The organism is uncultured Porticoccus sp. (assembly GCF_963975625.1).
Classification (GTDB): Bacteria; Pseudomonadota; Gammaproteobacteria; order Pseudomonadales; family Porticoccaceae; genus Porticoccus.
In genome coordinates, this window is sequence record NZ_CAXBHS010000001.1 from 91,315 (window position 1) to 104,991 (window position 13,677).

17 protein-coding genes are annotated in these 13,677 nt (G+C 52.7%); 1 reads left to right on the forward strand and 16 read right to left on the reverse strand.

Going from position 1 to position 13,677, the window contains the following annotated elements:
- Positions 1–64 precede the first annotated feature (64 nt).
- The 16 genes from AACZ64_RS00380 to AACZ64_RS00455 form a co-directional block, all read right to left on the reverse strand.
- On the reverse strand, positions 65–1,438 hold the full coding sequence (locus AACZ64_RS00380) for a GGDEF domain-containing protein (RefSeq protein WP_293613971.1): 1,374 nt from the start codon (positions 1,436–1,438) through the stop codon (positions 65–67).
- 132 nt (positions 1,439–1,570) lie between these two features.
- The gene (locus AACZ64_RS00385) at positions 1,571–3,118 is read right to left on the reverse strand and encodes a bifunctional GNAT family N-acetyltransferase/carbon-nitrogen hydrolase family protein (protein ID WP_293613970.1); all 1,548 of its coding nucleotides are present in this window, start codon (positions 3,116–3,118) and stop codon (positions 1,571–1,573) included.
- Positions 3,119–3,463: 345 nt separating this feature from the next.
- Positions 3,464–3,793, reverse strand: a complete 330-nt coding sequence (locus AACZ64_RS00390) for a YegP family protein (protein WP_293613969.1) — start codon at positions 3,791–3,793, stop codon at positions 3,464–3,466.
- A 248-nt stretch (positions 3,794–4,041) separates the two neighbouring features.
- Positions 4,042–4,788 (reverse strand): carbonic anhydrase family protein, encoded by a 747-nt coding sequence (locus AACZ64_RS00395; protein WP_293613968.1) that lies wholly within the window; start codon positions 4,786–4,788, stop codon positions 4,042–4,044.
- 157 nt (positions 4,789–4,945) lie between these two features.
- Positions 4,946–5,089: a hypothetical protein gene (locus AACZ64_RS00400; RefSeq protein WP_293613967.1), complete on the reverse strand. Its 144-nt coding sequence runs from the start codon at positions 5,087–5,089 to the stop codon at positions 4,946–4,948.
- Between the two features lie 73 nt (positions 5,090–5,162).
- The gene (locus AACZ64_RS00405) at positions 5,163–5,393 is read right to left on the reverse strand and encodes a hypothetical protein (RefSeq protein ID WP_293613966.1); all 231 of its coding nucleotides are present in this window, start codon (positions 5,391–5,393) and stop codon (positions 5,163–5,165) included.
- A gap of 13 nt (positions 5,394–5,406) precedes the next feature.
- Positions 5,407–6,114 (reverse strand): gamma-glutamyl-gamma-aminobutyrate hydrolase family protein, encoded by a 708-nt coding sequence (locus tag AACZ64_RS00410; protein ID WP_293613965.1) that lies wholly within the window; start codon positions 6,112–6,114, stop codon positions 5,407–5,409.
- Between the two features lie 46 nt (positions 6,115–6,160).
- Positions 6,161–7,888 carry a SulP family inorganic anion transporter gene (locus tag AACZ64_RS00415; protein ID WP_293613964.1) on the reverse strand — a complete coding sequence of 576 codons (1,728 nt, stop codon included), beginning with the start codon at positions 7,886–7,888 and terminating at the stop codon, positions 6,161–6,163.
- Between the two features lie 65 nt (positions 7,889–7,953).
- Complete coding sequence (locus AACZ64_RS00420; RefSeq protein WP_293613963.1) at positions 7,954–8,379, reverse strand: YeeE/YedE family protein; 426 nt, start codon at positions 8,377–8,379, stop codon at positions 7,954–7,956.
- A 1-nt stretch (position 8,380) separates the two neighbouring features.
- Entirely contained in the window at positions 8,381–8,818 is a 438-nt protein-coding gene (locus tag AACZ64_RS00425; RefSeq protein ID WP_293613962.1) for a YeeE/YedE family protein, read from the reverse strand.
- A gap of 39 nt (positions 8,819–8,857) precedes the next feature.
- Positions 8,858–9,208 carry a metalloregulator ArsR/SmtB family transcription factor gene (locus AACZ64_RS00430; protein ID WP_293613961.1) on the reverse strand — a complete coding sequence of 117 codons (351 nt, stop codon included), beginning with the start codon at positions 9,206–9,208 and terminating at the stop codon, positions 8,858–8,860.
- Positions 9,209–9,361: 153 nt separating this feature from the next.
- Positions 9,362–9,691, reverse strand: a complete 330-nt coding sequence (locus AACZ64_RS00435; protein WP_293613960.1) for a DUF1508 domain-containing protein — start codon at positions 9,689–9,691, stop codon at positions 9,362–9,364.
- 588 nt (positions 9,692–10,279) lie between these two features.
- Positions 10,280–10,858, reverse strand: a complete 579-nt coding sequence (locus AACZ64_RS00440; protein WP_293613959.1) for a DUF1415 domain-containing protein — start codon at positions 10,856–10,858, stop codon at positions 10,280–10,282.
- Between the two features lie 5 nt (positions 10,859–10,863).
- Complete coding sequence (locus tag AACZ64_RS00445) at positions 10,864–11,205, reverse strand: zinc ribbon domain-containing protein YjdM (RefSeq protein WP_293613958.1); 342 nt, start codon at positions 11,203–11,205, stop codon at positions 10,864–10,866.
- 311 nt (positions 11,206–11,516) lie between these two features.
- Positions 11,517–12,449, reverse strand: coding sequence for a putative RNA methyltransferase (locus tag AACZ64_RS00450; protein ID WP_339639660.1), 933 nt, complete (start codon positions 12,447–12,449; stop codon positions 11,517–11,519).
- A gap of 12 nt (positions 12,450–12,461) precedes the next feature.
- Positions 12,462–12,836 (reverse strand): hypothetical protein, encoded by a 375-nt coding sequence (locus AACZ64_RS00455; protein WP_293613957.1) that lies wholly within the window; start codon positions 12,834–12,836, stop codon positions 12,462–12,464.
- 189 nt (positions 12,837–13,025) lie between these two features.
- On the opposite strand from AACZ64_RS00455, the gene AACZ64_RS00460 reads away from it, so the two are divergent.
- Positions 13,026–13,631, forward strand: a complete 606-nt coding sequence (locus AACZ64_RS00460; protein WP_293613956.1) for a hypothetical protein — start codon at positions 13,026–13,028, stop codon at positions 13,629–13,631.
- Positions 13,632–13,677 lie beyond the last annotated feature (46 nt).

The window sequence follows — 13,677 nt, forward strand, 5'->3', positions numbered from 1 at the left end:
GATTGTGGCAAATAGATGAAAATGTCTGCCGTGACAATTGTTCGGTTATTGCTGGAGGGGCAGCTCAGGGGGTACTTTTCTTGGTCCGGTACATGGCATGGTCAGCGTGGCGCAACAGTTCTGTCTCATCGTCGCCATCGTCCGGGAACTGGGCCACGCCAATGCTCGGAAGTATGCCGATGTTATGATTTCCCAGCACAAAAGGCTGATTTAATGCCTGGTGAATTTTATTCACGACGGCGGCAGTGTTTGCCGGGGAGTCGATATTTTCGAGCAAAATCACAAACTCATCGCCGCCAAATCGCGATACCGTATCGGACGCCCTGACACATTCCTCAAGACGCTGTGCGACCTGCTTCAGCAATAGGTCACCCACCGGGTGACCATAGTTGTCATTGATAAACTTGAATTTATCCAGATCAAGATAGAGCACGGAGAGTCGTAGCCCATCGCGACGGGCTCTGCTGAGGGCGGACTGGATGCGATCCCCGAACAGTGCCCGATTGGGCAGGTCGGTAAGCTGATCGTAGAGCGCCATATGCTGCAGGTGATCCAGCAGCTGCTTCCGCTCAATGGCGGCGGCAGCTTGCGTGGAGACAAATTGCAGTAGTTCCCGGTCTTCATCCGAGTAGTGCGGGTTATCCGGGTGGCTCAAAACGGCCATCGCACCAATGGTTCCCCGCTGTGACTTCAGGGGGACTCCCAGCCAGCTGGAGGAGGTGTCTGCCAGCCCCCGCAGCTCATTGATATCCTTCGGCAAGAGAAGCAGTGTTTTGCCGGTGCGGATGACCTCTACGCAGTGGGCCGTTGAATCGATCATCGAGGGTGATGCCCGATTGTCTGCGTGGTAGGGGAAACACACGTCTTTTTTAAGATCATCGTAGAGAGCGATCGAAAAGCTGGCAGCCGGCAGCAGGTTTTCAATAATTTGATGAAGCCGTTCAAACAGGGTTGGCAGGTCCTCTGCTGCGTGGGCTGCTTCTGAAATGGCAAACAGGGCCGCCTGTCTGGCCTCAATGCGTTTGCGTTTGGTGATATCCCTGGCCACGGCAATACGCAGCTGGTCCGCGTCGGACCAGCGCGCCGACCACATGATATGAACGATCTGGCCATCCTTGCGCACATAGCGGTTTTCAAAATGGGGTTCGTGCTTGCCGGACATGATGTCCCGGGCCGTTTGCAGGGTTATGTCGCGATCTTCGGGTAATACCAGGTCAATCATGCACTTGCCAATCATCTCTTCACTGGTGTAGCCAAAGATCCGTTCACCTCCTCCACTGACGTAGACAAACTTCCCCGCTTTGTCCACCACACAAATGGCGTCCAGAAACAGGTCTATATAGCTGTTCAGATGTGTGTCTGCTTCCAGAGTGAGCTCTTTGAAGAAAGGTGGACTCTGAAGTTGATCAAAGAAGTGGGTCTTGCCGTCGGTGGTCATAATGCTTGCCCGAGAGATCCAATCACTATTCTATGCCTGATGAGATACCAATAGGTATCATCCTGTTTTGTTGTGCGTATAGACTGAGTGAAGATTCTCTATCATTGAGTCACAGTCCTGAACCGGTGGACGTTATTCACCTATCCACTCGACCTTGTAGAGATCACGCCGCCGATCCAGGAAGTTTCTCACCGACCCTTCATTCTGCAGCTTGTTGAGTTTCTCCAGATCGAGATCGACAATCAATGTCATCTCGGTATTTGGTGTGGTTTCGGCCATGATGGCATCGTGCGGGAAAGCAAAGTCTGACGGCGAGAATACCGCTGACTGGGCATACTGGATATCGGCGCCATCCACTTTCGGCAGGTTGCCGACACTGCCGGCGATTGCCACATAACACTCGTTTTCAATGGCTCTGGCATGGGCACAGCAACGCACCCTGAGGTAGCCATTCTTGGTATCGGTCCAGAACGGCACGAACAGCATTTGCATGCCCTGTTCTGAGAGCAGGCGAGCCAGCTCCGGAAACTCCACGTCGTAACAGATCAGCACCCCAATTTTGCCAAAATCGGTATCAAACACACGCAGTCCATTGCCGCCCTGCATGACCCAGGCGCGCTTTTCACCGGGTGTGGGGTGAAGCTTGTACTGGGTTTCAAGGGTGCCGTCGCGACGGCAGAAATAAGCCACATTGAACAGCTCATCGTTTTCAATCAGCGGCATGGAGCCGGCGATGATATTGATGTTGTAGGAAACTGCGAGCCGGGAGACGGCCTCGACAATTTCATCGGTGAATTCCGCCAGCGCCTTGATGGAGTCAATAGAGTTGCTGTGATTTTCTATCCCCATCAGCGGGGCGTTGAAAAACTCCGGGAACAGGGCCAGGTCACACTGGTAATCGGAGAGCGCGTCTACAAAGTACTCAACCTGCTGCATCAACTCCTCGACGGATCCGAGGGAGCGCATTTGCCACTGAACACAACCGATCCGGGCAGTGGTGCGCGGTGCGCCAATCAAAGGGGCTTTGCGCGGGTCGTAGTAAAGGTTATGCCACTCCAGCAGGGTGGCGTAACCACGGGACTCCTTGTCTTCCGGCAGGTAATCGTCCAGCACCCGCTTCACTTCGAAGTCATTGGATAACTGGAAGGTCAGGATAGGGTCGTAAATTTCTTTCTTTTTGACTTGCTCGATGTAGGCCTGTGGGGTCAGCTTGTCTGCAAAATTTTTGTAGTTGGGTATCCGCCCCCCGGCGACGATGGATTTCAGGTTGAGGTTTTGGCAAAGTTCCTTGCGGGCTTCGTAGAGTCGGCGACCCAGCCGCATGCCGTGGTAGTCGGGCGAGACGAACACATCCACACCGTACAATACGTCGCCACTCGGGTCGTGTGTGGTCAGATACGCGTCGCCGGTGATTTCCTCATAGGTGTGCTGGTCACCAAATTTATCGTAATCGACAATGACCGAAAACGCTGCGGCCACAATAATACCGTGATCCTCGATACAGATCTGGCCTTCAGGGAACACAGCCAATTGGGCACGGAATTTCTTCAGTGGCCATGCACCACCGAGACCCGGATAAACATAATCCATTAATGCCTTTAAGTTGGGATAGTCCTCTTTTTGCAAGTGTCGTAAGGTCAGTTTGTGTTCCGGTTCTTCGGGATGAGTCGTCGCGTTCACGAGATTTTTATTCCTGAATTAAAAAATGGATGTCGCAGCAGATAGTCGGCGCCCAGCCCTGCTGTTGTCCAAGGTTCTCGAGTGGAGGCACCTTGGGGCACAACATGGATAGTTCGCTGAAAGCGGGCTATGTGCTCTGCCACAGATGATAACTTAAATTGGCCGGATGAAGCGGCTGAAGTGCAACTGTCCGGAGTATAAATAAATATGTGGATACCTGGAGTCGTGCAGTCAATGATTCAGTTAAGACTGGAGTGATGGTGTGTGGCGTTGCAAGGGGGCTTAGGACGGACTGTAGAGAACCTTGACCCGGCAGGGCCGGGCCAAATTTCCCGTAGCAAAGTACTAGAAGGTTTCTTTTATTGTTTTAGTCCCGCCGCTGGCTTTGACAGCTGCCTGTGCCTTGTCGCGATCTTCAGCGCTTTTGAACATCTGGCTGGTTCCCAGTACCCGACGTTTCGGGGTTTTCAGTTCAAAATAATGCTGATTTCCCTCTGATGTTTTCTCATAGAGGGCATCGTATCCACAGCTGTGCTGGACGTCCGAGATGTCCATCTTTGCATTGCCCTTGGAATAATAATTCGGGCTTGAAAGCAGAGTTTCGCCGCTTTCGCTCTTGAGGTTGAAGTTGTACTCGCCATCTGGCGTTTTGTTGAGCTCGAACCAACTTGACATATTTATCTCCTTTTTATTTTAGTAATCGGTGCACATGGCACCATATAGACTAAACATCAGATGTTTTTCCCGTATCCGGTTATCTGTGAACAAGGTCGCCTTGATTGCGATCTGTCCAACGGGACATCCGTTGAAAAGCCCGTACTAGATATCACAGACCATAGGAAAATACAAAGTACCTTTTTGCATGGCCATTAGCCGCAGCCCCGTCGGCCGGAACGCGCTGGCCGACGGGGCCCGTACTCAACTTATTCCACAATCACTCGTGCATTGATGGGTTGAACCGGCCGGTTAGTAGGGTGCTCCATGGCAGTGCTGAATTTCTCAATTTGTTCCCTGGAGGCTGTAACGGGTTCTTTCATCACAAACCAGGAAACCCCCTCGCTGCAGGGCGGCGTGGTCAGGGAGCCATTGAAACGATAGTAATCATGATCTTCCGGTAGCAAGGACAAGGCGTTGACAGCGGTGGTCAGTTCTACCAGACCACTGGGTTCTGAAGGCATTTGTGTCCAGGCTTTTTCAAGCTCGGGATTGGTTTCGCCTATTTCAAACATCACCCCGATAACAGCCAGATTGCCATCCTTGTCGGCGTGTACAAAGTGGGCATCCATGGGGTAAAGCTTGCCGTTAATGGCGTTTTCACTGGGAGCGTGGACATGGAACTGTTTCAGTTCAAAGGCGTTATCGCCCACTTGCATGGTGCTGCCCTGTACATAATTGACCTGGACGGTATGACCATTGTTGATGACATTTTTGCCGCCGGTTTTGTAATCCAGTTCTAGTGATGGAAGGTCACCCTCTATCGTATCGGTGATATTTACCGGAGACTGGTTTTTACCCGTCTTGCAGGTGGCATATTCTGTGGCGAGACTGCCCCAGTTTTCCGGTCCCTCGTCACCCAGGTAACTCCAGGCGACACTGTCAGCAGCATGACAAGTCCCGAATGCCAGCATCCCGGCGGTTAGTAGTGACAGTTTCATTGAACATTTTTTCATCGTTAGCTCTCTATTGTTAAAATGGATTTTTATTGTTGTCTTGGGAAATGCACTGCACCTCCCTTAACGCATTACCCCCTGTCTCTGGGTATTATTCGAGCGATGTCATTCTTAACTGACTGACTTATCTCCCACAGGTCCAGGGATTCTTGTATATTCAACCAAAAATTTGCCGGGTTGTTAATAAGAGCCGTGCAAGGCGTATTGCCATTTCCGGGCTGACAACAGGGCGTTCCAGCAACAGCTCATTGACTGGCTGTCGGGAAACGCCCAGCGCCGTTGCCAGTTTCGCAACGGACAAACCGCAGCTCCGCATAAACCTTTCCCGCAGTATGGCTCCGGGATGGATGGGTCTCGGGCTTGCTGGTTCGCAGTTATTCGGGCACATATCCGGGTGTATGGTTATTCCGGCGTATAGTCGCTTCCATTGTCAGGCTAGCCCGGTTGATACCTGAATTTTTGGACAATTGCCCCGGGTGCTGATCTTTAGCTGAAGGGAGGGTGAATGTGTTGTGAGTCAGCGGGAGCTTCAGCTCGGCGGCGGTCTCTAGGTGTTCGGCTTTGCCTTCCGCTGTGGGGGTAACCTCAAAAATCACGCCGATCATATGGGATTTCCAGTCATTTTTTGCCTCCATTGGGGTCTAGCAGGAAGGTAAGTACTTCGCCCATTAAGCGGTTAATCGTCCGGTAGTGCTCGGTGGTGGCACTGAGAAGAGTGGCGGCATCCTGCACGTGGTCATCGGGTGTTAATTCCGCACCGCAGTGGCTGACAATATCTCTCGCCGATGCCGGCGTCGTTTCCAGATGAAATTGCAGCCCTATCACCGATGTGCCCAGCTGAAATGCCTGTAGTCGACAGGCTTCGCTGGAGGCGAGGCGAATTGCGCCGGGTGGCAAGTCAAAGGTCTCCCCGTGCCAGTGGAAGACGTTAACTGATGAGGGGAAGGAAAAGTTGTTTGCCCCTGGCACTGTGCAACCATGGATCGGAAACCAGCCGATTTCTCTGGTCGGGTTTGGGTAAACTCTTGCGCCCATGGCGCTGGCGATCAATTGCGCACCGAGGCAGATGCCAAGCACTGGCTTGCCGGCGTCGATGACCCGGCGTATAAAAGCCTTTTCTTGCGCTAGCCAGGGGAATTGTTGCTCATCATTGGCGCTCATTGGGCCGCCCATAACGATCAGTGAATCGATATCCGGAATCGCCGGCAAGGTACTCCCACCGATAAAGAAGGGTGTTCGGGTAATGTGGTGCCCTGCGGCTCTCAGCCAGGGTTCAATACTGCCGGGACCCTCGAAGGGCACGTGTTGGAAAATATGGCTGCGCATGGTGGGTGTCTGCAATCCTGAGATAGTTCAGGTAATGTAACAGTTGTCAGTTTTCCTGTAACTGCTGTGCGGTTTCCTCCTCGGCAATCTGTAATGCCTGATAGGCGGTAAAGGTAGACAGGAAAATCTCGCCGCTGAGGCGTTCGGGGAATGTATCGTTTTCCAGTTGACAGAGTACCGGACCTTTTACTTCTGCCAGGTGCAGCTTCATGCCCTCATCAATCAGGCGTTCATTGAGCATGTCGAGCATTTGCATGGCCGTGGCATCGACACTGCTGACTGACGACATCACTAGCACCAGGTGGTGAGCTTCTGGTTGTGCCTCTATGGCGCGAAGAATGAACTTTTCCACCGATTCAGCATTGCCAAAGAACAGGTTTTCATCCACCCGAAGTATCAGAATTTCACCCCGCGTTTCGACCTGATAGCGGTTCACATTGCGAAAGTGTTCGGTATCGGGTACCCGCCCGACAATGGCAATATGGGGCCGACTGGCTCGCCACACCAGGGTTGCCAGTGACAGGGCGATGCCGATGGCAATGCCAACTTCCACACCGGCCAGCAGTACTCCCAAAGCCGTTCCCGCCTGTGCCATACCTTCTGCCCGATCGTAGTGCCAGTTGTGGATCAATGATTTGATGTCCACCAGACCGATTGCAGCGATAATGATTGTGGCGGCCAGTACCGCCATGGGCAGGGCGTGGAATAACCCAGTGGCAAAGACCAGTAACAACGCGATCAGGACTGCCGCAAATATGCCTGAGAGTGGCGAGCGGGCACCTGCTTCGGCATTGACGGCGGTGCGTGAAAAGCCACCAGTGACGGGAAAGGCACCGGAGAGCGCACTTGCGATATTGGCGGCACCCAGTCCGCGCAGCTCTGCGTTGGTATTGATGCGTTGCCGGTTCTTGCTGGCAAAAGCCTGGGCAATGGAGACGCTTTCCACAAAGCCGATCAAACTGATGGCCAGCGCCGGCAACCACAGCTTGTTCACGATCGAGAAATCGATGGTCGGCACCTGTAGCACCGGCAATCCTCCCGGTAGAGCCCCGACCACGCGAAGGTCAGTTTCCCAGCCCATTGTAGACACCAATACAGCGCTACCCAGCACGGTCACGATGGGCATCAGTTTGGCAATCAGCGAAGCCGCACCCTCGGCGAGACCGAGACCCATGAGCAGTTTTGCCAACCAGTGTCTGGCCAGCCATAACAGCACAAACGTGGCAAAGCCGAATGCCGCCGTGAGTGGTTGAATGCCACCCAGGTTGGCCATCAGCCCAACTGCCAGTTCAACACCGGTTTCACCGTGACTGTTGATGCCCAGTAACGGGCGCAACTGGCCGATAATAATCAGCAATGCCGCGCCACTGATAAAACCACTGATTACTGGGTGACTTAAAAACTGGGCCATGGCGCCGAGTCGCAAAAGGCCAAAGGTAAACAGCATGATCCCTGATACCATGGCCAGCATAATAGCCCCGGTAATGTATTCAGCGCTGCCCGGTTCGGCTATCGGGGCCAGCGCGGCTCCGGTCATCAGAGAGATAACTGCCACCGGTCCCACCGACATCACCATGGATGAGCCAAACAGGGCGTAGGCAAGGAGTGGCAGCAGGCTGGCATAGAGTCCCAGTTGTGGTGGCAAGCCCGCCAGCGCGGCATAGGCGAGTCCCTGGGGGATCAGTAGCAGGGTGACGACCACCGCTGCTACCAGGTCGCTGGGCAATAGCTTTGCCTGATAATCTGTCAGCCACGAGGGTAGGAGTTTGCGCATCAGAGAGATCCTGTCGCCAATGGGTGGTCAGAGATAAAAAGGTGCATTGTCATTATCAAGGGGTGTTAGCTGGGCCGCTGGCGCTGGAGAAGCTCATAAACGGCCATGCCCGATAACATGGCGACGGTAAATACCAGCGCTTTCAGCTCGCCCGCACCCAGAGCCACCAGCGCCGGGCCGGGGCAAAACCCCGCCAGCCCCCAGCCTATGCCAAATCCAAGGCTGCCCAACACCAGTGGCTTGTCGATATCCTGTCGGGTGGGTAGGCGCATGACGTCACCTAGTAGAGAGGTCTGGCGCTTACCGGCCAGGTTAAAGGCGATCAGCCCTACCGCCACGGCACCGCTCATGACCAGAGCCAGGGAGGGATCCCATGGTCCTGCGAGATCGAGAAAGCCCAACACTTTTGCGGGATTGGCCATGCCGGATACCAGCAGGCCGATACCGAAAATCAATCCTGCGATAAAGGCCGAAAGCAGAGATCTGTTCATTTTATAGCCCTCCTGACAGGTGGCGAATAATAAACACAGTCGCAAAGCCGCTCAGCATGAACGCGCCTGTAGCAATCAGAGAGCGGGGCGATAGTCGGGAGATGCCGCAGACACCGTGACCGCTGGTGCAGCCGGCACCAAATCGGGTGCTGACACCCACCACCAGTCCGGCAACAACCAGCATCGGAAAGCCCGCGTCAATCTGAATGACTGGCAGAGAAGAGGCCAGTAGCCAGAACAATGGTGCAGTGATCATGCCCCCTACAAAGGCCAGTCGCCAGCCCGCATCCCCTTTTTTGGGCGTGAGCAATCCGCCGACAATGCCGGAGATTCCTGCGATGCGGCCATTCAGCAGAACAAAGGCTGCTGCGGCCAGACCGATCAGTGCGCCGCCCAGCAATGAGGTCCAGGGAGTAAAGGCTTGCCAGTCGATAGTCATGATAAATACCAGTGGTGATTGATAAATCGGGTGACCGGGTCAATGGTCGACCCTGCAGTAAAGGTCGTACAAAAGCGTCACCAGCGCTAGCGCCTTTTGATCCGCTATCCGATAGAAGATGCGTTTACCTTCTCGCCGTGTGGCTACCAGCTTTTCCCGCCGCAATACGCCCAGTTGCTGGGATAGGCTGGGTTGGTGGATGTGCAGTTGGGCTTCAATTTCCCCGACACTCAGCTCATGCCTGCTCAGCAGGCAGAGCAGAAGGAGTCGATCTTCATGGGCGACACCTTTCAGTAATGCACTGGCAGCACTGGCGGCAATGCGCATCTGATCGATGTCGTCAACATTATCAATGGCAGTGTCAGGCGTTGCAGTGACGGACTTTGGCATATTTCAATCTATAATAATACATTATGTTTAATTGTATATTATTGGTGATCAGTTGTGCCAGGGTTCTGAAGGTTTAATGCGATTAAGTGGGGTGTCTGTCAGAAAAACGCCCTGACCTGACGGGGTTATCAGGTCAGGGCGTGAAAGGGGGGGTTAATGAGTGTTGATGACTTTGGTTGTGCCAACTGATTTGGCCAGACCAATGGCATTTTCCATAGACTCCGCCGAGCTGAACATCGGACTGGTGCCGATGATCTTGCGTCTGGGGGTCTGGAGTTCGAAATAATGCTCGTTACCGTCCGAGACGTTTCTTTGATAGTTATTCTCGTAATTGCAGATATGCTGCAGCTCCGAAATATCATTTATGGCTGAACCCTTGGAAAAATAGGGTTTGCTAACCAGAATCGTCTCTCCATCCTCAGTCTTCAGTGAAAAGTTAAAAGCACCCTCGTTATCTTTGTGCAACTCGTATGAACTGGACATTCTCTTTTCCTCTCTATGTTGAATGATCTGACACCCGGGCGTCAGATTGTTATAGCACCTGCCTCAATATTTGTTCGGGCAGGATGAGTCGTCGTATCCGTTGAGTTACCCCGCCCCGTGACCGATCTGAACTGTCAGCCGGGTTAAAATCCGGTCCGGTTGATACCCGGTGGCATCGGGATTATTCGGTTCATATCGGCCGTAAAATTATTATATTTAATTGGTTATTTATTCAATATCTTGTGAATTATATTTTTATTAATAATTTTTTTATCCGGCGTATTGATTTATGTAAGATTTTGATAAATATAATTTTTATTGTATTTTTTGGAGAGTTTCTATTGTGAAAAAAAATATGGGATATTCGTCATTGCATGCATCATATCTGGTTTAATATAAACCAGATAATACGCAATGAAAAAATAATACTGATTAATATTTTTTAATACATTAAAAAGAGAATCAAATATTTTTTTATATGACTATTATGTTAATAGCATGAGGGGGCGGGTGAGAGTGTCGCAGCTGGCGGCCGGTGGTAGGGAAGGCCGACTATAGCCGAAAAAGTCAATGTATAAATTAGTTGTCCTAGGGGGTTTCGCTATGCTGACCCACAGTGGAAAATAGCGCGTGCAACTGTTCGTGCCCCAGGCTTTCGAGGTGAGCGATATTGCGCTCCGGTATTTTGCGCGTGTCGGGGTAATTGGCGATGGCATTTGCCAGGCTGTCTTCGCGAAGCAGATGAAGCATGGGATAGGGAGAGCGGTTGGTGTAATTTCCCGGCGCCTGTTTGAGGCTGTTGAGAAACTGGTAGTCGGGATGAAAGCTGGCAATCTGAAAAACGCCCCGGAATCCCATGCGCTTCAACACCTGGCCAGCCCAGATCAAAAATTGCTGATAATCGAAAAAGTCTGCCAACACCTGTGGGTGAATAATCAGCGTTGTTTCGATGGATGTGTCCCGATCGAGCCTTTCCAGCTCTGCTTCCAGGTCGCTGAGCAGCATTTCCTCGTTGGTTGCTGCCGAAACAAAAAAGCGGATTCTGTCTTTCACCAGCTCCCGTTTGGCAAAAGGGCACAGGTTTAACCCCACCACGATGGTTTCCAGCCAGAGTTTCACCTGTTTTGTCACCCCTTCTTGCGAAGGTGGCAAGCTCGTTTGGGGCATGCCGTTCAGTTCTTTTTCACAAAGGCTGATTTGAGCTGCATGGCGCCAATACCGTCAATTTTGCAGTCGATATCGTGATCACCTTCCACCAGGCGAATATTTTTTACCTTAGTGCCCACTTTTACTACCAGCGACGAGCCCTTTACCTTCAGATCTTTGATCACGTTCACGGTATCACCGTCGTTGAGAATATTGCCGTTGGCATCTTTGACGGCAGGTTTTTGCTGGGTTTTTTCCGGTGGGGCTTCTGGGGACCATTCGTGGGCACATTCCGGGCAAATAAATAGACTGCCATCTTCATAGGTGTATTCGGAGTTGCATTGCGGGCAGTTGGGTAAATTGATCATACCGGTGCTTGTATCCTGTTTTCGGTGGGGAGGCATAAGTCGTCTTTCAGCAGGCGGACTATTTTATGCCTTTTCAGGTGGCAAGTGTTGGCATTACTGTCAGGGGCATTTCTGCCAGTCGGAGGTAAGTTCGGCGGCGGCGAACAATTGGCCACTACCAATAGAGAAAAATCTCCATGGGTCGCCACATCGCCACCTAGACACCCATCATTAGACCTTCACTGAGTAATTCGGTAAATCCGCTGTAGGGGGACAGGGTTTGTCAATTGGCCGGCATGGTCGGTGTTACAGGGATGCTGGGGCCGCTGACCCTAGTGACATTCGAAACGCGACAGCACCACATCGACGGTGACTTGCAGGTTAGTCAGTGCTGCCGCTTTGGCCCGGCCCTCGGCCGAAGCGCGATACAGGTGTGGGGTCATGGCAAGCAGGTCAGCTATGGATCCAGCGTCTGTCAGTGAGAGGTGGTAGCAAATGCTTTCGCTGGAGCGATGCGTGAATCCCGCCGGTTGCGGCGGCTCGGGCATGTGTGTGTGTTTTGTGCGGGGGTAGATGATATCGCGCAATTCCCGGAGGTGATCGGGTCCGGTCTCCACCTGATACAGGATGCTGCCGGGTTTCAATACCCGGGCAAATTCGGAATAGACGGGAAAACCAAAAATACACAGCAGTCCGTCAAGTGTACCGCTCAATACCGGCAAATTGGCATTGCTACCCACTACCCAGTTGGCCCAGGGAGAGATAGTGGCTGTTGCAGGTCCCGGCATGGTGGCGGCCTGCTTGGCCGCAGAGAGGACAGCCCACTTCGAAATATCCAGCCCCATCAGGGCAAGCGAGTGTCCATCGCCGCCTGCCGCTGTCCTCAGCTGTCGCAGGTAGTAGCCTTCACCGCAACCGGCATCGAGGCAGTTCGCAGTGGTGTTGGTAGGGAGCTCTGCCAGAACTGTGTGGCTCACGGCATCTGCTATGGGCTGATAATGACCCGCGTTCAGGAAGCGCTGGCGTGCCGCCACCATTATTTTGCTGTCGCCGGGGTCGGCGGAGCGTTTTTTCTGCACGGGCAATAAGTGGGTATAGCCCTGCCTGGCGATATCGAAGCTGTGTCCACTGGCGCAGCGCCACGTTGTGCCATGGCGTGTCAGGGCATTGCCATCCAGGGGGCAAGCCAGTGAGCTGAATGGCTCTGCGTTAATGGCTTTGCCTCCTGAACTGTAATGAATTATTGGGGGGCATCTCAGCCGGATGCGCGGCTGTAATCAGGTTTGGTCCATTATCTGAATCAACTCTTCGGCGCGCAGAATCAATTGCTCTTGATCCTTCAATAATGCTTCCAGCAACATTACAGAACTACCGGATTCGCTCTGGGCTACTTCTGTGAGCTTGCTCTTGCGCTGGGATAGAGTGTCGAGTCGCTCCTTGATGAGATCCTTCTGTTGCAGAAACCGGTTAAGCCTTGGGTTGTCTGCCTGGCTCAGGTTGTCTCTCTGACGTTTGGTGAACGACCGGCCACACTGTTCACAGACAAAATCCCCTGTCTTTGAGCCAAACATGTATTCGTCGGCAAAGGATGGGTGGTTGCAAGGCTTGTCGCCCCAGCTTTCGCGCAGTGCTTTTGCTTCTTCTAATGTCATGGGGACTCCGTGAAATATTGATGAATGAGGGTGGTCTTGGCCGGGACGGCTTTGACGTTATCTGAGCAGGCCGTAAGGGTGCCAAACCGGCTGTAAAACAGCAAATATAAATACGTTGCAGGCAGAGTGGACGGCTCTTTACCTTTAATGTAATGATTGAACCGTCTTCATAAAGTCAAGCCGGGCGCTATGAACAAAGCAGTTAAGATTCGTCAGACGTACTGGGTCCCTCTTTCGCTGTTGGTGGTACTGATGGCGATAGTGCTGTCATCGTGCAGTAGCGGTTTGCCCAAAGGTGGGGCCAAGACGAAGTCCCAGTGGAACAGTTTTGAGGAGGCCAAGGCCTCCTACGACAGCATCATTCTTAACGAAACCACTACCGATGACCTGCAGGATCTGGGTTTTGATCCTTATAGCGCCCCCAATGTCAGAATTCTTTCCTACCTCGACATCATCCAGAAATTCAGCCCAAACAGTTCCGTGACAAATGATGAGTTACCCCCCAGTGTCAGAACCTGTCTCAAATCCCGCGAGAAGTGTCTGGCCTATGAGGCAACGCCCAGCGTCAGCAACAGCAAACGGGTGGGCAATGTAGTGCTGGACTTGCTAAAATTCAAGCGTGAGCGTATTCGCAACGGTTGGAACTTTAATGCCCTGATCGTGATTGACCACAATACGGTGGTCTACAAGATCTGGAGCGGTGTTCCTTTGATTGATGAAGAAGAAACCCGCCGCAATCCACTGGGGCCGTTGCAGGATTCTGTCGGTACGGCAGTTCGCAGCGGCGCTGAATAAGTCGCGGTGCCGCGAATACCACACTCTACCGGGTGTGATTCGGCGC